General features: G+C 70.3%; 17 protein-coding genes. 12 read left to right on the forward strand and 5 right to left on the reverse strand.

The window, feature by feature from the left end:
- The first annotated feature begins 144 nt into the window (after positions 1-144).
- A complete protein-coding gene (locus ACZ7NC_RS21815; RefSeq protein WP_471490496.1) occupies positions 145-768 on the forward strand; it encodes a class F sortase in 624 nt (207 codons plus the stop codon).
- A 15-nt stretch (positions 769-783) separates the two neighbouring features.
- Here the strand turns inward: ACZ7NC_RS21815 and ACZ7NC_RS21820 are convergent, their stop codons facing one another.
- Both ACZ7NC_RS21820 and ACZ7NC_RS21825 read right to left on the reverse strand, forming a co-directional pair.
- Positions 784-1,218, reverse strand: a complete 435-nt coding sequence (locus tag ACZ7NC_RS21820) for a hypothetical protein (RefSeq protein WP_471490497.1) — start codon at positions 1,216-1,218, stop codon at positions 784-786.
- 28 nt (positions 1,219-1,246) lie between these two features.
- Entirely contained in the window at positions 1,247-1,669 is a 423-nt protein-coding gene (locus ACZ7NC_RS21825; RefSeq protein WP_471490499.1) for a hypothetical protein, read from the reverse strand.
- A 176-nt stretch (positions 1,670-1,845) separates the two neighbouring features.
- Between ACZ7NC_RS21825 and htpG the strand changes: the two genes are divergently transcribed.
- Complete coding sequence (gene htpG / locus ACZ7NC_RS21830) at positions 1,846-3,753, forward strand: molecular chaperone HtpG (RefSeq protein ID WP_471490501.1); 1,908 nt, start codon at positions 1,846-1,848, stop codon at positions 3,751-3,753.
- A 98-nt stretch (positions 3,754-3,851) separates the two neighbouring features.
- Positions 3,852-4,262 carry a VOC family protein gene (locus ACZ7NC_RS21835; RefSeq protein WP_471490502.1) on the forward strand — a complete coding sequence of 137 codons (411 nt, stop codon included), beginning with the start codon at positions 3,852-3,854 and terminating at the stop codon, positions 4,260-4,262.
- A gap of 16 nt (positions 4,263-4,278) precedes the next feature.
- Here the strand turns inward: ACZ7NC_RS21835 and ACZ7NC_RS21840 are convergent, their stop codons facing one another.
- Entirely contained in the window at positions 4,279-4,818 is a 540-nt protein-coding gene (locus ACZ7NC_RS21840) for a hypothetical protein (RefSeq protein WP_471490504.1), read from the reverse strand.
- A 259-nt stretch (positions 4,819-5,077) separates the two neighbouring features.
- Between ACZ7NC_RS21840 and ACZ7NC_RS21845 the strand changes: the two genes are divergently transcribed.
- The 9 genes from ACZ7NC_RS21845 (at position 5,078) to polX (ending at position 17,632) form a co-directional block, all read left to right on the forward strand.
- Positions 5,078-6,583, forward strand: coding sequence for a type III PLP-dependent enzyme domain-containing protein (locus ACZ7NC_RS21845; RefSeq protein ID WP_471490505.1), 1,506 nt, complete (start codon positions 5,078-5,080; stop codon positions 6,581-6,583).
- Positions 6,580-7,911, forward strand: coding sequence for a pyridoxal-phosphate dependent enzyme (locus tag ACZ7NC_RS21850; RefSeq protein WP_471490507.1), 1,332 nt, complete (start codon positions 6,580-6,582; stop codon positions 7,909-7,911). Before ACZ7NC_RS21845 ends, ACZ7NC_RS21850 begins: the two co-directional genes overlap by 4 nt.
- 2 nt (positions 7,912-7,913) lie before the next feature.
- Positions 7,914-9,131, forward strand: a complete 1,218-nt coding sequence (locus tag ACZ7NC_RS21855) for an aminotransferase class V-fold PLP-dependent enzyme (RefSeq protein ID WP_471490508.1) — start codon at positions 7,914-7,916, stop codon at positions 9,129-9,131.
- Positions 9,132-9,226: 95 nt separating this feature from the next.
- The gene (locus ACZ7NC_RS21860) at positions 9,227-9,997 is read left to right on the forward strand and encodes a class I SAM-dependent methyltransferase (RefSeq protein ID WP_471490510.1); all 771 of its coding nucleotides are present in this window, start codon (positions 9,227-9,229) and stop codon (positions 9,995-9,997) included.
- 152 nt (positions 9,998-10,149) lie between these two features.
- Entirely contained in the window at positions 10,150-11,277 is a 1,128-nt protein-coding gene (locus ACZ7NC_RS21865) for a GNAT family N-acetyltransferase (RefSeq protein ID WP_471490512.1), read from the forward strand.
- A gap of 116 nt (positions 11,278-11,393) precedes the next feature.
- Complete coding sequence (locus ACZ7NC_RS21870) at positions 11,394-12,635, forward strand: DegT/DnrJ/EryC1/StrS family aminotransferase (protein WP_471490514.1); 1,242 nt, start codon at positions 11,394-11,396, stop codon at positions 12,633-12,635.
- 127 nt (positions 12,636-12,762) lie between these two features.
- A complete protein-coding gene (locus tag ACZ7NC_RS21875; protein ID WP_471490516.1) occupies positions 12,763-13,212 on the forward strand; it encodes a hypothetical protein in 450 nt (149 codons plus the stop codon).
- Positions 13,213-13,517: 305 nt separating this feature from the next.
- Complete coding sequence (locus tag ACZ7NC_RS21880; RefSeq protein WP_471490518.1) at positions 13,518-15,839, forward strand: tetratricopeptide repeat protein; 2,322 nt, start codon at positions 13,518-13,520, stop codon at positions 15,837-15,839.
- Between the two features lie 56 nt (positions 15,840-15,895).
- Entirely contained in the window at positions 15,896-17,632 is a 1,737-nt protein-coding gene (gene polX, locus ACZ7NC_RS21885) for a DNA polymerase/3'-5' exonuclease PolX (protein ID WP_471490520.1), read from the forward strand.
- 15 nt (positions 17,633-17,647) lie between these two features.
- Here the strand turns inward: polX and ACZ7NC_RS21890 are convergent, their stop codons facing one another.
- Both ACZ7NC_RS21890 and ACZ7NC_RS21895 read right to left on the reverse strand, forming a co-directional pair.
- Positions 17,648-17,818, reverse strand: coding sequence for a hypothetical protein (locus ACZ7NC_RS21890; protein WP_471490696.1), 171 nt, complete (start codon positions 17,816-17,818; stop codon positions 17,648-17,650).
- Between the two features lie 123 nt (positions 17,819-17,941).
- Complete coding sequence (locus tag ACZ7NC_RS21895; protein ID WP_471490521.1) at positions 17,942-18,583, reverse strand: acyl-CoA dehydrogenase family protein; 642 nt, start codon at positions 18,581-18,583, stop codon at positions 17,942-17,944.
- Between the last annotated feature and the right edge of the window lie 157 nt (positions 18,584-18,740).

The raw sequence follows: 18,740 nt of genomic DNA on the forward strand, positions 1-18,740 counted from the left end.
GCCCGTCCTCCCGCCCCTTGTGTCCCCTGCCGTGCCCCAGTGAGGTGGTGCCCGATGGCCGCCGGCTGTCCCCCGTCCCCCAAAACCGACCCGGCCCCTTCCGACACCCGTTCCGACACCTCACGGCGGATAAGGCGCGTGGCCGTGGCGTTGTTCTGGAGCGCGGTGACCGTCATGGTGCTGGCGGTCACCCTGGGCGGTGAGGACCGGGCGTCCGAAGCGGGCCGCGCGCCGTATCTGCCACCCGTGGTCGAACGGCACGCCCCGTCGGCGGCCAGGTCGACCTCGCCCGACGGGCGGCCCGTGGGCAAGCATCTGCCACGGTCGAGGCCGATCCGCCTGCACATCCCCAAGATCTCGGTCGACGCGCCCTTCGTCGATCTCGCCATCGGCCGTGCGGGCCGACTCGAACCGCCGCCCGCCGGCAACACCAACCTCGTCGGCTGGTACGCCGATGGAGTGTCCCCCGGAGAGCCGGGCACGTCGATCATCGCCGGGCACGTGGACACGGCCACGTCCGCCGCGGTGTTCGCGAACCTCAGCGAACTGGCGAAGGGGGACAGCTTCGAGGTGGCGCGGGCCGACGGGCGCAGGGCGTCGTTCGTGATCGACAGCGTGGAGACCTTCGACAAGGACCACTTCCCCAGCGACCGTGTGTACGGCGACACGCCCCGCGCCCAGGTCCGGCTCATCACCTGCGCGGGCGACTACGACCGCCAGGTCAGGGACTACACCGCGAACCTGGTGGTCTTCGCCCACCTCGCCTGAGCCGCCGGCGGCCGCTCAGCACTGCGGGAGCCGGGACTTCCAGGTGTTCGGGCCGCCGGTGTCCAGGTACCAGTCGTTGACGTAACCGTCCCCGATGCCGTTGTCGACCCGCATCCAGTAGCGGTACCCGTGCCCGTCGGCGTCCGGGTCGCCCGTGGTCCAGCAGATCAGGCCGAATTCGTCGCCGTTGTGGTACTGGCCGAAGACGGGCGACTTCGGGGCGCTGTACCGCGGGGCGGTGCGTACCGCCAGATGGGACCCGGGATCGATGCCGGTGACGTAGGCGCACTGGGTCCGATCGCCCGAGATGCTGCACGTGTGGATCGCGGCGCCCGCGGGGCCCGCTCCGGTCAGGACGGCGGACGCCGCGACGGTGAGCACGGCACCCGTCAGGGTGAGAGAGCGCAGGTGCCGGGGCCGGGTCCGTGTCGTCCGGTCGGTCTGTGTCATGAGGGTTCCTTCTGCCTGTTCGTCGTGATCAGCGGCACTGCGGGAGCTGGGACTTCCAGGTGTTGGGACCCCCGGTGTCGAGATACCAGTCGTTGACGTATCCCCAGGACCTCGGCGTGGAGACCTGCATCCAGTAGCGGTAGCCGTGGCCGTCCGCGTCCGGGTCGCCCGTGGTCCAGCAGGAGAGCTCCAGCCACTGGCCGTTGCCGTAGCGGGCCACCTCCGTCGCGCCGTAGCGCGGCTCGGTGCGCATCACCAGGGACGAGCCCGGGTCGATGCCGATGACCTGGGCGCAGCGCGCCGGGTCGCCCGGTCCCGCGCCGGGGCACGGACGCGGGGCGGCCTCGGCGGGCGCGGCGGTGAACAGCCCGGCCCCGGCGAGCAGGGCGGCGGCCGCCCCCGTGACGGCCGCCGACCTGCGCCGGGAGGTGAGTGGTCGTGAGGTGGGCATCGGCCCCTCCGTTCGATCGTGTCGAGCCTCGATGCCCACCGACCATGGCATCGAACGGGGAGGGAGACAGCCTCTGATGTCTCAGGGTGCCGGATCGCGGCACTCCGCGCTGACCTCGTGTCTTACAGTGACTTCGACCCATTCCGGTGACTGGACCTGTGAGGTAGTTGCGAACCATGCCGACCGAGACGTTTGAGTTTCAGGTAGAGGCCCGTCAGTTGCTCCAGCTGATGATCCACTCGGTCTACTCGAACAAGGATGTCTTCCTGCGCGAGCTCGTCTCCAACGCCTCCGACGCGCTCGACAAACTGCGTCTGGAGAAGCTGCGGGACGATGCCCTCGACGCCGATGTGTCCGACCTGCACATCGAGATCGACGTCGACGAGGAGGCCCGTACCCTCACGGTCCGGGACAACGGCATCGGGATGTCGTACGACGAGGTCGGAAAGCTGATCGGCACCATCGCCAACTCGGGTACGGCGACCTTCCTGAAGGAGTTGCGGGAGGCGAAGGACGAGGCCGGGGCCGAGGGGCTCATCGGGCAGTTCGGCGTCGGCTTCTACTCCGGCTTCATGGCGGCGGACGAGATGACGCTGGTGACCAGGCGGGCCGGCGAGCCCCAGGGCACCCGCTGGACTTCGCGCGGCGAGGCCACGTACACGCTGGAGACCGTCGACGACGTGCCGCAAGGCACCTCGGTCACGCTGCACCTCAAGCCCGCCGACCCCGAGAACCAGCTCCACGACTACACCTCGCCCTGGAAGATCAGGGAGATCATCAAGCGGTACTCGGACTTCATCACCTGGCCGATCCGGATGGTCCCGGAGGCCGCCTCCTCGAACGACGGGGACAGCGCGCCCGAGCCCGAGACGCTGAACTCCATGAAGGCCCTGTGGGCGCGTTCGCGTGACGAGGTGTCCGACGACGAGTACCACGAGCTGTACAAGCACATCAGCCACGACTGGCGCGAGCCGCTGGAGACGATCCGGCTCCAGGCGGAGGGCACCTTCGAGTACCAGTCCCTGCTGTTCATCCCCTCGCACGCCCCGCACGACCTGTTCACACGGGAGTTCAAGCGCGGCGTCCAGCTCTATGTGAAGCGCGTCTTCATCATGGACGACTGCGAGGCGCTGCTGCCGCCGTACCTCCGCTTCGTCAAGGGCGTCGTCGACGCGGCCGACCTCTCGCTCAACGTCTCCCGCGAGATCCTCCAGCAGGACCGGCACATCCGGATGATGCAGCGCCGGCTCACGAAGAAGGTGCTGTCCACGGTCAAGGAGATGATGACCAAGGACGCCGAGCGCTACGCCACGTTCTGGCGGGAGTTCGGCACCGTCCTCAAGGAGGGCCTGGTCACCGACTCCGAGAACAGCGAGGCCATCCTCGCCGTGGCCTCCTTCGCCACCACGCACAGCGACGACGAGCCGACCACGCTCGCGCGCTACGTCGAGCGGATGAAGGACGGCCAGGACGACATCTACTTCATCGCCGGAGAGTCCCGGCAGGGCATCGAGAACTCCCCGCACATGGAGGCGTTCCGCGACAAGGGCATCGAAGTCCTGCTGCTCACCGACCCCGTCGACGAGGTGTGGGTCGACACCGTCGGCGAGTACCAGGGCAAGAAGCTGCGGTCCGTCGCCAAGGGCGAGATCGACCTCGACGCCGACGGGGACGACAAGGGCGAGGGGGAGCGGGCCAAGCAGGCCGAGGAGTACGCCGGCCTGCTCGGCTGGATGGGGGAGCAGCTGGACGAGGACATCAAGGAGGTGCGCCTGTCGGCGCGGCTGACCGTCTCCCCGGCCTGTGTCGTCTCGGACGCGCACGATCTGACGCCGGCCCTGGAGAACATGTACCGGGCGATGGGCCAGGAGGTTCCGCGTACCAAGCGGATCCTGGAGCTCAACCCCGACCATCTGTTGGTGAAGGGCCTGAACGAGGCGTACAAGGAGCGCGAGGACCGCTCGGGACTCGTCGAGTCCGCCGAGCTGCTCCACACGCTGGCGGTGCTCGCCGAGGGCGGCCAGCCCAAGGATCCGGCGCGGTTCGTGAAGCTGGTGGCGGACCGCCTGGAGCGCACTCTCTAGCGGGCTCGGTGCGCCATGTGGCCGTGTGCGCGGGCCATTGTCAGTGGCCCGCGCTACCTTCCTTGCTGTCGGCTTCCGGCCCTGTTCATGGAGGACTCATGGCCTCGCGTCTCAACCCCTACATCACCTTCGCCGGCGACGCCCGCCAGGCGCTGGAGTTCTACAAGGAGGTCTTCGGGGGCACCCTGAACCTCAACACCTACGCCGAGTTCGGCCAGAAGGACTCCCCCCTGGCCGACAAGATCATGCACGGCATGCTGGAGGCCCCCAACGGCTTCACCCTGATGGCCGCCGACACCCCGTCGGACGACCACAGGCCGGGCAACAACATCGCGGTGAGCCTGAGCGGCGACGACGACGCCGACCTGCGTGGCTACTGGGAGAAGCTGACCGCCGACGCCCAGGTGACCGTGCCGCTGGAGAAGCAGATGTGGGGCGATGTCTTCGGCATGTGTACGGACCGCTTCGGCATCACCTGGATGGTCAACATCGTCGCGCAGGCCGGCTGAGCGCGGACTGGCCGGCTCAGCGCTGCGGCAGCCATTCGCTCAGGGCGTCGATGAGCCGGTCGAGGGCCGGCTCCTCGGCGGAGCGGTCCGTCATGACCGTACGTCCGTCGAAGCGGAGCGTGTACTGGAACAGGTCCGCCGCCTCCGTGTTCCTCGTGGAGTCGGGGACCTGATCCAGGGCCGGATCGCCGAGCAGCGTGCGCAGTTCGGTGAACTCGGCCGCGCCGGCGCGGCGGACGGCGCGTTCGCCCTTGTCGCTGGTGTGCACGGAGCCGTCGCCCCGTAGGGCCACCTCCTGGTGCACGCCGGCGAAGCCGCCGGTGACCACCATGGTCACCAACTGCTGATCCGGTCCGGTGACGGGGACCGGTGTCGGCGTGCGGGCCGCCGTAGGCGCAGGCGAGGGGGATGACGACGGGGTGGCCGGGAGGGACACCGAGGGGGACGTGACGGTCGCGGTGCCGACCGCGACGTCCGACGGCTCCGCCCCGCCCGCGCCCCCGTCGGAAGTGCAGCCGGCCAGCCCCAGCAGCCCGGCCATGGCCGCGACCGTCATCCACCTACCGAACACAGCGCTCCCATCCACGGACCCCGTCAACTGGAGTGTGCCTACCACGGAATGGGCCGTTCCGGGTCCAGCGGGCGATCGGGCAGCGGGCACCGGTGATTTTCGGCCCACCTGTTCACGTACCGCCCAGCAGGGCAGGTACGGGGCGTAAACCACCGCGAGCAGGGAAAGGAGCTATACGGCAAACCGCGGGGAGTGGTCGACAGCGCCCGGAGTGTCGGGCCCGAAGCGCTGGGGAGGGCCGGGCATGGGCGGGCAGCCCTTGTTTCTCGCACCGCGGCTGGAGTCACGGCTGCGCTCCTTGCTGCACTCCCCGGACCTGCTGCACACCCTCACCGACGCCCTCGGTTCACCGCTGAACGTGGTCGTCCCCGACCAACTCGCCGACAATCTCCAGCAGTTCCGCGCGGTGTACGGAACCCATCATCTCGCCGGCCAGGTGTTCCTCGCCCACAAGGCCAACCGGTCCAGTGCCCTGCTGCGCAGGCTCGCCGCCACGGACGCGGGCGTGGACGTCGCCTCGCTGGGGGAGCTGCAGCACGCCCTGGGCGCGGGGCTCACCCCCGACCGGATCACGGCGACCGGGCCGAAGAACCCGGAATTCCTGTGGCTGGCGGCGCGCACGTCGGTCACCGTCAGCCTTGACACGCGAGGCGAACTGGAGCAACTCGCCACGCTGATACGCAAACACGACCTGCCCCGGGCCCGAGTCCTGCTCCGTTTGGCGGGGTTCGAGGCGTCCGGCGTACGCGTACTGACCCGGCGGAGCCGATTCGGCACCGCGGTGGGGGAGTCGGCCCCGCTGCTGGAGGCCGTGGAGCGGCACACCGATGTGCTCGACCTGGTCGGTGTGGCGTACCACCTGGACACGACGAGCCTGACCGAGAAGGCCGTGGCACTGGAGGGCTGTCTGCGGGTGCTGGAGGAGTGCCGGAGCCGCGGGCTCAGGCCCCGGGCCGTGGACATCGGCGGCGGCTTCGGCGTCAACTACCTGGCCGACGGCGGCCAATGGGAGCGGTACACCAGCGAACTCACCGAAGCAGTCCTGGGCATCCGCCCGTCCCTGACGTACGGCGGCCACGGCTACGGGCTGCGCAACGAGGCCGGCACCCTGCGCGGCACCCTCGGCCTGTACCCCGCCCACCGTCCGGTGGCCGGCGCCCGCTACCTCGACGAACTGCTGGCGCACCCGGCGGCGTCCCTCGGCGGCCGCCCCCTGGCCGCGCTGCTCCTGGAGCACCTCTACGACCTGCACACCGAACCCGGCCGGGCGCTGCTCGACCAGTGCGGGCTGACCCTGACGAAGGTGCTGGAGGTGCGCGACCCGGAGGGCGGCGGCCCCCTGCACATACGGCTGGCGGCGAAGGCCGACGACGTGGCGCTGGAGGACCACGGGGTGCTCATGGACCCCGTCGTCGTGCCCCCGGACCTGGCGAGGGGCGGCGTCCCACCGGGTCTGCCGGTCGGCGGTGAGGACACCCGCACCGAACCGGTCGCCGTGCACCTCTTCGGCAGCCTGTGCCTGGAGTCCGACCTGATCACGCGCCGCACGGTCTTTCTGCCCCACCGCCCCGCCCCCGGCGACCTGCTGGCCTTCGCCAACACGGCCGGCTACTGCATGGACTTCCACACCACCCGTGCCCAGCACCAGCCCGCCGCCCGCAAGGTCGCCGCCTGGCAGGAGGGCGACCGATGGCGCTGGTGCCTGGACGACCAGTACTGGCCGACCACACCCGTGGGGGGAGCGCAGTGAGGTACGACAGCATCACCGAGGCCATCGGCAACACACCGCTGGTGCGCATCGACCCGGCCGTGCACGGCCTCAGGCACATCGACCTGTACGCCAAGCTGGAGCTGCTCAACCCTTTCGGTTCGGTGAAGGACCGCGCCGCCTGGAACATGGCCCGACCGCATCTGGAGTCCGCGGCCGCCGCCCCGGGCGAGGGGCCCGGTCAGGTCGTCGAGTTGTCGAGCGGCAACACCGCCAAGGCCCTGGCCGTCCTCGCGGGCATGCACGGCCTGACCTTCAAGAGCGTCACCAACCGGATGCGCATCCCGGAGATCAAGGACCTCCTCCTGCTGCTCGGCGCGGAGATCGAGGAACTTCCCGGCCAGAGCGAGTGCCTGGACCCGTCGGCCACCGACGACCCGCTCACCCTCTTCCACCGCACCCTCGCCGAGCCCGGCAGCGCCTTCCTGCACACCGACCAGTACTTCAACCCGCGCAACACCGAGGCCCACTTCACCGGTACCGGCCCTGAGATCGTCAAGGACCTCGACGGCCGGGCCCCGGACTGGTTCATCGCCTGTGTGGGCACCGCCGGCTCCTCCACGGGCGTGGCCCGCGCCCTGCGCGAACACGACCCCGCCGTAAGGGTCGTCGGCCTCGTCGCAGCCAAGTCCGACTTCGTGCCCGGAATCCGCACCATCGACGAGGCGCACGAGGTGGGCCTGTTCGATCCTAGGACCTACGACATCATCGAGTCGGTGAGCGCCGACGAGGCGATCGAGGGGATGCTGACCCTCAACCGCCGCTGCGGCATCCTGGCCGGACCCACCGGAGGCGCCGCCTACTTCGGAGCGACCCGCCAACTGCGCACCGTCGACAAGGAACTGACGGAGCGCCAGTCGGCTGTCTTCATCGTCTGCGACCGCGTCGAGAGCTATCTCAGCTACGTCCGTCAGCGCAGGCCCGACCTCTTCGGCCGCCCACGTCGCGGCAACTCCCCGGCCGACCTGTCGGACGCCGAGGTGCGCACGGCACCCGCCATCGGCGTGGCCGACGCCCGGGCCTGGATCGCCACCGGGGAGCCGCTCGTCGTCGACCTGCGCGGCCCCCACGCCTATGCGGCCCTGCACATCGACGGCTCGGTCAACATCGTCGACGAGCTCTTCGAGGAACTCCTGCACGGCGGGCTGCCGTTCAGCCACAACCGCCCGGTCCTGCTCGCCTGCCCGGTCGGCGAGAAGTCCGCCCGCTACGCCGCCCTGCTGACCCGGATGGGCCACCCGGACGTGCGCAGCCTGACCGGCGGCATCATCGCCTGGCGCGACGCCGGCGCACCCCTGGTACGGGACTGACCATGACCGTACCCAGGACGGACACCCAAGGACACGCCCTGGCCGAGGAGTTGGGGGAGTGGCAGCGGGCCCTGCGCGCCCAGTTCCCGATCATCACCGCCCACCCGGACCTGGCCTACCTCGACAGCGCGGCCACCGCCCAGAAACCGCAGGCCGTGCTCGACGCCGCGTACGCCTACCTCACCACGACCAACGCCAACGCCGGACGCGGCACCTACCCCTGGGCCAACCGGACCACGGCCCTGGTCGAGGAGGCTCGCGACCGGGTGAAGCGGTTCCTCGGCGACCCCGCGCCGGAGGGGTCGGCCGTGCACTTCACGAGCGGGACCACCGAGGGCCTGCGCACCCTCGCCCGCGACTGGCTGCCCCGGTTCCTCGCCGACGGGGACGAGATCGTCGTCCCGGTCGCCGACCACGAGGCGAACATCGCGCCCTGGCTGGAGGCCCAGGGCCAACTGGCCGGGCAGGGCGTCCACATCCGCGTGCGGCCGATGCCGTACCAGCGGGCGTCCGGCGACTACGACCACACCGCGCTCGCCGAACTGGCCGGTCCGCGCACCCGCTTCGTCGCCGCCAGCCATGTCCACCACGTGTACGGCGGCGACATGAACGTCCACCGCATCCGCCGGGCGGTCGGCCCGGACGCGGTCATCTGCCTGGACGCCGCCCAGAGCGTCGGCCATCTCCCGGTGTCCGTGGCCGACCTGGACGTCGACTTCGTCGTCTTCTCCGGGCACAAGGCCATGGCCCTGCCCGGCACGGGGGCCGTCTGGGCCCGCCAGACACGCGGGCCGCAGTTCACGCCGGGCGGCTGGACGGGCACTCCCAACACCGTCGGCATCGCCTCCCTCACCACCGCCCTGGACTGGCTGGAGGCCGCCGGCACCGACCGGATCGAGCGGTGGACGGTCGCGCTGGCGGCCCGGCTCACCGAGGGCCTGCGCCACCTCGACGCCTACGAGATCCTCGGCTGCCAGGCCAGCCTGGCCGCGGACTCGCCCGTCCAGCGGCGCCAGGGCATCGTCACCTTCCGCCACGACGCCATCGACTCCGGGGACCTCGGCTTCATCCTCTTCAGCCACGGCTTCATGGTCCGCTCCGACCAGCACTGCCAGGGCGGCGCGGGAGAGCGCTCCGGATCGGTGCGGGTGAGCCTGCACGTCCACAACACCGTCGAGGAGGTGGACCGGCTCATGGCCGTGCTCGCCACGCTCGGGTGACGTACCGCCATTGGAGCTAATGGGAACCGTTTCCACCTGTAGGGTCGATGCCGGAAGCGTGAGACAGGTGCGGGACGGCGAGGTGGCACGACCGGATGGGGCTGAGCCTGGCGACGGCGGAGCGATGGGTGGAGCGCTGGGAGCGCCAGCAGCAGCGGTACGCCGTGGACCGCGAGGAGCGTTTCACAGTGATCGTCGATGTCGTGGAGCAGACCGTGCCGGGCCGGCCGGCCAGACCGCTCGTCGTCGACCTCGGCTGCGGTCCCGGCTCGCTCGCGGCCCGGCTGGCCCGGCGATTGCCGTACGCCGACATCGTGGGCGTGGACATGGACCCGGTGCTGCTGGAGCTGGCCCGCACGCACCACGCCTACGCGGCCCGCTATGTGGACGCGGTGATCGGCGAGGAGGGCTGGACCGATGCCCTGTGCCTCGGCCGCCCTCTGGACGCGGCCGTGTCGACGACGGCACTGCACTACCTGGCCCCGGACACCCTGTACAGCACCTACCGGCAGCTCGCTGACCTGCTGCGGCCCGGCGGCGTCCTCGTCAACGGCGACCACTTCCCACCCGAGGACCGCGCGCTCGCCGACCTCGCCGGAAGCGTCGGCCGCCGCCACGCCGAACGCGGGCGCGCCTTCGCGCACGAGGACTGGGACTCCTGGTGGACGGCCGTGGCCCAGGACCCCGAGCTGACCGACCTGCTCACCGAGCGCCGACGCCGGCACCGACGCTCGGCCACCGGGACCGACAGCGCGGCCCGTCTGTCCGTCTCGGCACACGAACGACTGCTGCGCCGGGCGGGGTTCGGGCATGTCGGTGTCGTCTGGCAGTACGGCGACAGCCACGTCGTGGTCGCGATCCGCTGAACCAAGCGAAGCTAAAGGATCCTTCCTGCGCCTTGACAGTGTGCGTACTGTTTCGCGACGTTTGAGCCTCGCCACAAAGTTCGACATGGGGGACACGGTGGCGAGGCGCCGAAAAGCGCCTCTTGGGGGGAATTTTGGGGGGAGCGGTCGCCATGCGATCCACGAGCGCCATCACGATTCACAGACCCGAGGAGCTGAGCGAGTCACTGCGCCGGGCGTGGCACCGGGCGATGGACGAGTCGCTCGACTACGCCAACCCTTTTCTGGCACCGGAGTTCACGCTCGGGGTCGGCAGGTACCGCAAAGGGGCGCAGGTGGCGGTCCTGCACGAGGGTGGGCAGCCGGTCGGCTTCTTTCCCTACGAGCGCAACGCGTACGGGGTCGGCCGGGCCATCGGCCTCGGCCTGTCCGACTGCCAGGCCCTGGTGCACCGGCCGGGAGTCAGCTGGGACGCCCGTGAACTGCTGAGGGCCTGCGGGCTGTCCGTCTTCGAGTTCGATCACCTCGTCGAGGAACAGCAGCCGTTCGGCCCGTACGTCACGGGCACGTTCGCCTCTCCCGTGCTGGACCTGAAGCCCGGCGAGGGCGGCTACCCGGAGTGGCTGCGGGCCACCTACCCGGGGCTGGCCAAGACGACGCTGAAGAAGGAGCGCCGACTGGGCCGTGACGCGGGCGAGGTGCGGTTCGTGTACGACGAGCGCGACCCGCGCATGCTGCGCACCCTGATGCGGTGGAAGTCCGCCCAGTACCGCAGAACCGGGCGGATGGACCGCTTCTCCAGACCCTGGATCGTCGACCTCGTCGACCATCTCTTCCACGTCCGCGAAGAGCACTTCACCGGCATCCTGTCCGTGGTGTACGCCGGTGACCGGCCGGTCGCCGCGCACTTCGGGCCGCGCTCACGCACGGTGTTCGCGGCCTGGTTCACCGCCTACGACCCGGAGTTCGGCTACTACTCGCCCGGACTGATGATGCATCTGCGGCTGGCGGAGGCCGCGGGCCGGGACGGCGTGACGCTCATGGACATGGGGCGCGGCGAGAAGGAGTACAAGGACTGGCTCAAGACCCGTGAACTGCGGGTGGCCGAGGGGTTCGCGGTGCGCCCGCATCCGGTGGCCGCGGCCCACCGGATGTGGCGCAGACCGGTGCGCGGCCTGAGGAACACGGTCCTGGCCCATCCCCGGCTGCGCGATCCCGCCGACCGGCTGCTGAAGACCGTCGGCACCCTGCGCACCTCCGGCCCGGCCCAGTCCCCGGGCGCGGGAGCCCGCGCCCGCTGAGCGGGGACCCGCTCGTCATGCGCACGCGTCGGCGTCGTGTCCCTGGCCCGTCGCGGCCTCATACCCCGCCCGCCTCGGGCAACCCTTCGTCGGACCCTTCCACGGAAGAGGTGACCATGCCGTACGGATCGCGGCTCGCCGCGATGATGACACGGCGCATCGGACGCGAATGCGTCTATACGCCGTCGGCCCGACTGGCCCTCTATCTGGCGCTGCGGCGCTGGTGCCGGCCGGGTGCACGGGTCCTGATGTCCCCGGTGAACGACGACGTGATCCTGTTCGTCGTCCTCGCCGCCGGACTGCGCCCGGTACAGGCCCCCGTGTCCCAGTGGGACGGCAACATCGACCCGGCCGCCGTGCCGGAGTCCACCTGGCGCAACGTGGACGCCGTCCTGACCACCAACCTGTACGGCATGCCGGACCGGGTCGTCGAACTGCGCCGCCGCTGCGAGCAGTTGGGGATCCCGCTGATCGAGGACGCGGCGCACGCCATCGGCACCCATGTCGACGGGCAGCCGATCGGCACCTTCGGGACGGCCGCGACGTTCAGCCTGTCCAAGCATGTCGCGGGGATGGCCGGCGGCTTCCTCGCCGTCGACGACGTACGCACCCGGCGCGAGCTGGAACTGCTGCGCGACGACCTGCTCACCCCGCGGCGCCTGCGCGCCGACGTCGCCACCACCCTGCGCCCGCTGGCACGGTCCGCCGTTCGCACATTCCATCTGGTGCGCCCCGTGTGGCGCACGATGCAGCGCCTCGGGCTCCTCGAACGCGACGACTTCCGCATGGCCCTGCACGCGCCGCGCCTCGCGGGCAGCGCCCGTCACGCGCCGAGCCTGACCGCGTACGAGCCCTGGGTACGGGTCGACCTGCACGGCTTCCGCTCCCGCCACGGGTCGTTGGTGCGCGGGCAACTGGAGCTGCGGATGGCGCTGCTCGACGGTGACCTCGCTCGGCGCCGGGCCGGTGTCTCGCTGCTGTCGGGCACCACCTGGGCCACCCCGGCACTGCGCGAACGGGCGGCACACGACGGCCCGCCCTCCCTCTTCCGCGTACCGCTTCTGGTCCACGACCGCGACGCCCTGGTGGAACGCCTCGTCAGCCACGGCGTGGTCGCCGGCTACATCTACGACCCGCCGCTCGACGACTACGCCGGCGCCGAGTTCGTCGAACCGTCCCCCGCCCCCGCCGCCGCCCGCTGGTTCGCCTCCCACACCCTGCCGGCCGATCCCCTCGCGGCCCGCAGGATCGTGGCCGCCCTGACGAAGGAACGGGCGACCCCGGCCCACCCACCCCTGCGTGCCCCGGTACCCCGGCCCGACCCCACGGCCACACCACCCACGCCTCTGGGCCCATAGGGCCTGTCTGGCCCTGACGGGGTGTCACAGATCGTTGCTCGTCGAAGGTGTTGGGAAGCGTGGTGACAACGGGTATAGGTTTTCGCGTGTCGGAGTAACGGAGGGGGCGTTCCGAGTAATGGATCCTGTGTCGCTTGTCGTCGCGGCGGTGGTGGCCGGTGCGACGGCCGGGCTGAAGGAGCAGGCGCAGTCGGCCGTGCGCGACGCGTACCTGGGGTTGAAGAACCTGATCGTGCGGCGGCACGGGGTCGAGGTCGGCGCGGTGGAGCGGCGGCCCGACTCGGAGGCCAAGCGGGAGTCGTTGCGGGAGGATCTCGCCGACGCCGGCGTCGGCGAGGACACCGAGGTACTCGGGGCGGCGCACGAGGTGGTCAAGGCCGTGCGTGAGCACGATGCGGCCGCTGCGAGGGCGGTCGGTGTCGATCTGAACGACGTCGATGCCGAGCTCGTCAGGATCGTCAACGTGAAGGTTCGCGGCGACGCGACCGGCGTCGACCTCGATCGCGTGAGGACGCGGGGCGGCATCGTCATCGAGGGCATCCAGGTCGACGGAGGTGACTCTCCCGCCCACCCTTGACAGCGGCCGGTCCGGCCCCGTTCGCCGCACCCTCACTGGGGTTTCGTGACATCGAGGCCGGCCGCGACATCATCGTCACCGTCCACCAGCAGTTCACGGCGCCGCCGTCGCGGCCGGAGGAGAGCTGGCCCAAGCGGGTCGGAGCGGTGCCGCCGGCGGCTGAATGCTTCCGGGAGCGGGCCGTCGCGGCGGACCTGGACGCCGGTGGGGCCGTGGTGCTGGTCGGGTACAGCGGTGTGGGGAAGACCCAGCTGGCCGTTGGGCACGCCGAGCGGCTGTGGGCCGACGGTGAGCTCGACCTGCTGGTGTGGATCACCGCCGGCTCGCGGGACGCGATCCAGCTCGGCTACCTCGCCGCCGCTAAGGCGCTGAACGAAGAAGCTGCCGGAGAGGAAGCGATCAAACGCTTCCTGGCCTGGTTGACCGAGACACCCCGGCGGTGGCTGATCGTGTTCGACGATCTGTCCACGGTGGACGACCTGCGTGACCTGTGGCCGCCACGGCACGCGTCGGGGCGGACCGTGGTGACCACCGGCCTCAAGGATGTCGACGCGTTCGGCGAGGACGTGCACTTGGCGTTCGTGAACGGGTTCGACGACCAGGAAGCCGTGGAGTACCTGCACGAACGGCAGGCCGGAAGTCCCCATCGGACCGAAGGTGCGGCGGAACTAGCCAGTGAGCTGCAGCGATTCCCCCTCTTGCTGGCGCACGCCGCGAACTACGTGGCGAGCCGAAACACGACATACGCCGAATACCATCGCCTGTGGTCGGCTCGCTACGAGGAGGTCGCCCCTCGGCACGAGTGGCTCGCGCGTACCTACATGCCGCTGCGGCCGGGCTTCGCACTCCACGCCCCCGTGGTGGCCACGTGTTCGTTGTTGCTCGACCTCGCGAGTGGGCTGACCCGTCCGGTGCTGGACCTGGCCTCGCTGGTGGACGGCGGCGCCATTCCCCTGGCGTTCTTCGGGACCTCGGCCGTCGCGCGGCACCTTACTGCCGGCCAGGGCAGAACCGTCGACGCGAACGACGTCCGAAGCGCGCTGGCCCAGGCGCACGGCTTGGGCATCGCCACGATCGACGCGCATCGGATGCTCCGGCTGGACCCCTGGATGCGACGCGTCCTCCTGGAGTACCAACAGATCGCCGTCCTCGACGAGCGGGCCAGGACGACGCCGAACGACTGGATCTCGCCGAGGCCCGACCGGCCCGACATGGGTGAGCGCGCGGCAGGCGACGCCCTGGTGGAAGCGTGGCCGGGCGCGCGCAGCGACCCCGTGGGCAACCAGGTGTTCTTCGCGGCCGCGATGGCCCTGCGTGGCTGGGCCGACGGACAATTCTGGCTCAATGGCGGGCACCCGGTGCTGATCCGAGCCGGAACGGCGCTCAAGGACGCCGGCCTGCTCGACCCCGCCGCTGTCTACTTCCACGACCTGCACGGCGTGGCGCAAAGCCGGCTGGGCGAAGACCACCACGAAACCCGGAGCATCCACGGCCACCTCGTGACCGTGCGCAGCCTGATCGTGCGCGGTGAAGTCACCGAGCTCGAGGAACTGCTGGCGGAACAGACCCGGACGCTGGGTCCCCACAACCGGGAAACCCTGGCCACCCGCAGCAAGGTGGCGTTCGCCCACGCCTACGCCACACCGGGCGATCGCGGCAGCGCGAACGAACTCCGGAACGTGCTCGCCGACCAGCGGCGAGTGCTGGGCCGCAACGACCAGGACACGCTGTTCACCCGCTACCTCCTCGGTTGCCTGCGGGTGATGTCGGGCAACGTCGACGGCGCGATGAGCGAACTCAAGAAGGTGCTGAAGGACCAGCGGCGGGCGTTGGGGTTCGACCACGTCCACACGCTGTACACGCGACAGTTGCTCGCCGAGCTGCGTATTTCACGGGACGACACATCGGGTCTTGACAAGGTCCTGCACGAGTTGATCGAGGACCAGAAGCGGGTGCTCGGCCGTAACAGCGAGCAGACTCTGCTCACCCGGCACAACCTCGCGGTCGTCCGCATGAGACGCGGCGACATGGCCGCGGCCGCGACAGAGCTGGAGGAAGTGCTCGCGGATTTCACGAGGGTGTACGGCGCGGACCATCGCGAGACGTTGGCGGTGCGGCGAAACCTCGCCACCACGTACCGCGAACTCGGCGACGAAGTGGGTGCGCTGGCCGAGCTGGAACTCACGATGGACTACGTGAACCGCGTGTTCTTACCTGACGACAAGGACTTCAAGAGCACCCGTGATCTGCTCGACCGCTATCGGCACGGCGCCTACTGGCAGGTGATGGACGAGTACGAGCGGGAATGGGGATCCGATGAGGCCCTTCTGTCGCACATGAAGGCCACCATCAGCTCTCGCTATTTCCACAAGGAGGCCGGCACGATGGCGGGCTCGTGGGAATTCCTGTTGAGCGAGCACGCGGCGCCGAGGGACGCGGAAGGCACGCTGTCGATCCGCCGCATCGCGGCCTGCTGGCGCGGGCTGGGCGGCAACGCGGCGGGTGCGGTGACGGAGCTGGAGCAGATCCTGGACGGTTGCGTGGAGGCGTTGGGGTCTGAACACCTGCTCACCCGGTTCACCCGCCGCAACCTCGCCTTCTGGCGGGCGCGGGCCGGGCTTGCCTGAACGACGGCGGAGGCCCTTGGTTCGTCCGGTCGGCCTTCCCGTGCCACCCTGGAGGCGTGGCTCGGTCCAACGACGAGGTCGCCGCGCTGCTCCAGGAGTACGCGGATCTGATCTCGATCACCGGAGGGGACGCGTTCAAGACACGTGTCTACGAGAAGGCCGCCCGGGCGATCGGCGGCCACCATGCCGACGTGTCCACGCTCGACGTCAAGGGCCTGAAGGAGATCCCGAACGTCGGCAAGTCGATCGCCGAGAAGGTCGTCGAGTACTTCGCGGAAGGCAGCATCTCCGCCGTCGAGGAACTGCGCGCCAAGATCCCCGCCGGTGTCCGGCAACTGACGGCGATTCCGACACTCGGCCCGAAGAAGGCGATGGTCCTCTACCAGGAGCTGGGCATCTCCACCACCGAGGAACTCGCCGACGCCATCCACGAGGAGCGGCTGCGCGACCTCAAGGGCTTCGGGCCGAAGACGGAGGAGAACATCCTGCACGGCATCGGCCTGCTGCAGTCCTCCGGCGACCGGGTCCTCATCGACGTCGCCATGAGCCTCGCCGAGGACATCGTCGCCGAGATGTCGCAGGTCACCGGCTGCAAGCGGTGCTCCTACGCCGGATCGCTGCGCCGTGTGCGCGAGACGATCGGCGACATCGACATCCTCGTCGCGGCGAAGAAGCCGGAGCCGGTCATGCGGGCCTTCACCGAGCTGCCGTACGTCTCGGAGGTCATCGCGCACGGCGAGAAGAAGACGTCGGTCCGCACCAGCAAGGGCCTCCAGGTCGACCTGCGAGTCGTACCGCCGGACTCCTGGGGCGCGGCGATGCAGTACTTCACCGGGTCGAAGGCGCACAACATCCGCACCCGGGAGATGGCGGTCCACAAGAAGCTCAAGCTCTCCGAGTACGGCCTGTTCGACACGGAGACCGGCAAGAAGATCGTCTCCGAGACCGAGGAGGAGGTGTACGCCCGCCTCGGCCTGCCCTGGATCGCGCCCACCCTGCGGGAGGACCGGGGCGAGATCGAGGCCGGGCTGCGCGGTGAGTTGCCCGACCTGATCCGGGAGAAGGACATCCGGGGAGATCTGCACACCCACACCGACCTCACTGACGGACTCGCCCCGCTGGAGGAGATGGTCGCCGCTGCCGCCGGGCGCGGCTACGCCTACTACGCGGTCACCGACCACGGCCCGGACATGGCCATGCAGCGCATGACCGACGAACGGATCCTGGCCCAGCGCGAACGCGTCCGCGAGCTCGACGGGGAGTACGGCAAACGGGGCAGCCGCGGCGGCATGCGGGTGCTGCACGGTGCGGAGCTCAACATCGGCCCCGAGGGCGACGTGGACTGGCCACCGGAGTTCCTCGCCGGTTTCGACCTGTGCGTCGCCTCGGTGCACTCGCACTTCAACCAGGGGCGCGAGGCGCTGACCCGGCGGATCGTGCGGGCCTGCGAGAACCCGCACGTCCACATCATCGGCCACCCCACCACCCGCATCATCGGCAAGCGCCCCGGCATCGACGTCGACCTCGACGCGGTCTTCGCCGCCTGCGCCCGCACCGGCACCGCCCTGGAGATCAACTCCCATCCGGACCGGCTCGACCTGCGCGACGAGGACATCCTGCGGGCCAGGCGGCACGGCGTGAAATTCGCCGTCGACAGCGACGCCCACGCCGTGATCCACCTGGCCAACCTGCGCTACGGCGTGGGCACGGCGCAGCGCGGCTGGCTCACCAGGGACGACGTGATCAACACCTGGCCGCCGGCCCGGCTGCGGCGCTTCCTGAAGAAGGGGTGACCGGCCAGGACGGCGTCACAGGAACGGCGTGCCGGGGTCGACGCCGGACCGGACCCGGCCGTAGATCTCCAGGTTCGTGGCGGGGTTCACGAACGAGTGCAGACTCAGCGCGTGCAGGTCGCGCACGGCCCGCTGCATCGGCACGTCCAGCCGCAGGGACGACGCCCCGGAAGCCGAGCCGAGCAGATCGGGCCTCCTTGCACAGCCGGGTCACATAGCCGTTCCGCGCGCGGATCCTGGCCCGTTCCTCGGGCGAATAGGGCTCGCCGGACTCAGCACGCGACTCGATCACGGAGATGAAGTCGGAGGTCAGGGCAACGGGGCGACAGGGAGTGCGCGGTGGGCGGGCACGAACACGTCCCTCGCGCGGACGCTGTTGCTGCCGCTGCCCGCCGGCCCCGAGACGTACCAGTCGTCGAGGATCTCCCGCTCGGCCATCGGCACGGCTGTCCACAGCACCTCGGGCGGACCGTCGCCGGAATCGGACTCGACCCGGACGGTCAGCAGACGCCAGTCGGCGTCGTGGCAGCCCGTGGCGAAGCCCGAGGTGCCGTTGACGACGTAGCCGCCGTCCGCCCGGACCGCCGTAGCGTCCGGCACCAGGGTGCCGCCGACCTTGACGTCGGGGCCGGTGAAGATCTCGTCCTGCGCCTCGCCGGGGAGAAGCGCCGCGATGTAGGAGCAGCCGGCCTGGATCACGGTCTTGAACGCGGTCGAGTCGCACGCCGCGGCGATCTCGGCCACCGCGTCGGCCTGGGTGCGCAGCCGGCTCTGGTAGCCGCCGTACCGCCGCGGGACGTTCATCCGGTGGATGCCGGCGTCCGTCAGCGCCGCCGCGACCTTGGGCACCACCCGCCGTCGCTGTTCGGTGCGCGGGGCGTGCTCGCGTATCAGCGGTCGCAGGGACCGTACGCGGTCGACCAACTCGGCATCGGTGCCGGCTGCTGCCATCGGTTGACCTCCCCGGCACGACGGGTCATCACCGTGACCTGGCTCCCGCACGCTGTCAACGCCCCCTCGCCGAGCCGGAGTTGATGCACCGAACGGACTGGGAAAACCCTTACGATCTTCGTCCGTTTGAGTCGGGGACGAGAAGGGGAGCGTGCCG

Source organism: Streptomyces sp. NPDC111802, from assembly GCF_055634335.1.

Excerpts from the sequence above, each read along its gene's own strand:
- ACZ7NC_RS21825 (WP_471490499.1), bottom strand. The coding sequence starts at position 1,669 with ATGCCCACCTCACGACCACTCACCTCCCGGCGCAGGTCGGCGGCCGTC.
- ACZ7NC_RS21855 (WP_471490508.1), top strand. The coding sequence starts at position 7,914 with ATGACCGTACCCAGGACGGACACCCAAGGACACGCCCTGGCCGAGGAG.
- ACZ7NC_RS21840 (WP_471490504.1), bottom strand. The coding sequence starts at position 4,818 with ATGACGGTCGCGGCCATGGCCGGGCTGCTGGGGCTGGCCGGCTGCACT.
- ACZ7NC_RS21895 (WP_471490521.1), bottom strand. The coding sequence starts at position 18,583 with ATGGCAGCAGCCGGCACCGATGCCGAGTTGGTCGACCGCGTACGGTCC.
- ACZ7NC_RS21835 (WP_471490502.1), top strand. The coding sequence starts at position 3,852 with ATGGCCTCGCGTCTCAACCCCTACATCACCTTCGCCGGCGACGCCCGC.
- ACZ7NC_RS21865 (WP_471490512.1), top strand. The coding sequence starts at position 10,150 with ATGCGATCCACGAGCGCCATCACGATTCACAGACCCGAGGAGCTGAGC.
- ACZ7NC_RS21870 (WP_471490514.1), top strand. The coding sequence starts at position 11,394 with ATGCCGTACGGATCGCGGCTCGCCGCGATGATGACACGGCGCATCGGA.
- htpG (WP_471490501.1), top strand. The coding sequence starts at position 1,846 with ATGCCGACCGAGACGTTTGAGTTTCAGGTAGAGGCCCGTCAGTTGCTC.
- ACZ7NC_RS21820 (WP_471490497.1), bottom strand. The coding sequence starts at position 1,218 with ATGACACAGACCGACCGGACGACACGGACCCGGCCCCGGCACCTGCGC.
- ACZ7NC_RS21860 (WP_471490510.1), top strand. The coding sequence starts at position 9,227 with ATGGGGCTGAGCCTGGCGACGGCGGAGCGATGGGTGGAGCGCTGGGAG.
- ACZ7NC_RS21845 (WP_471490505.1), top strand. The coding sequence starts at position 5,078 with ATGGGCGGGCAGCCCTTGTTTCTCGCACCGCGGCTGGAGTCACGGCTG.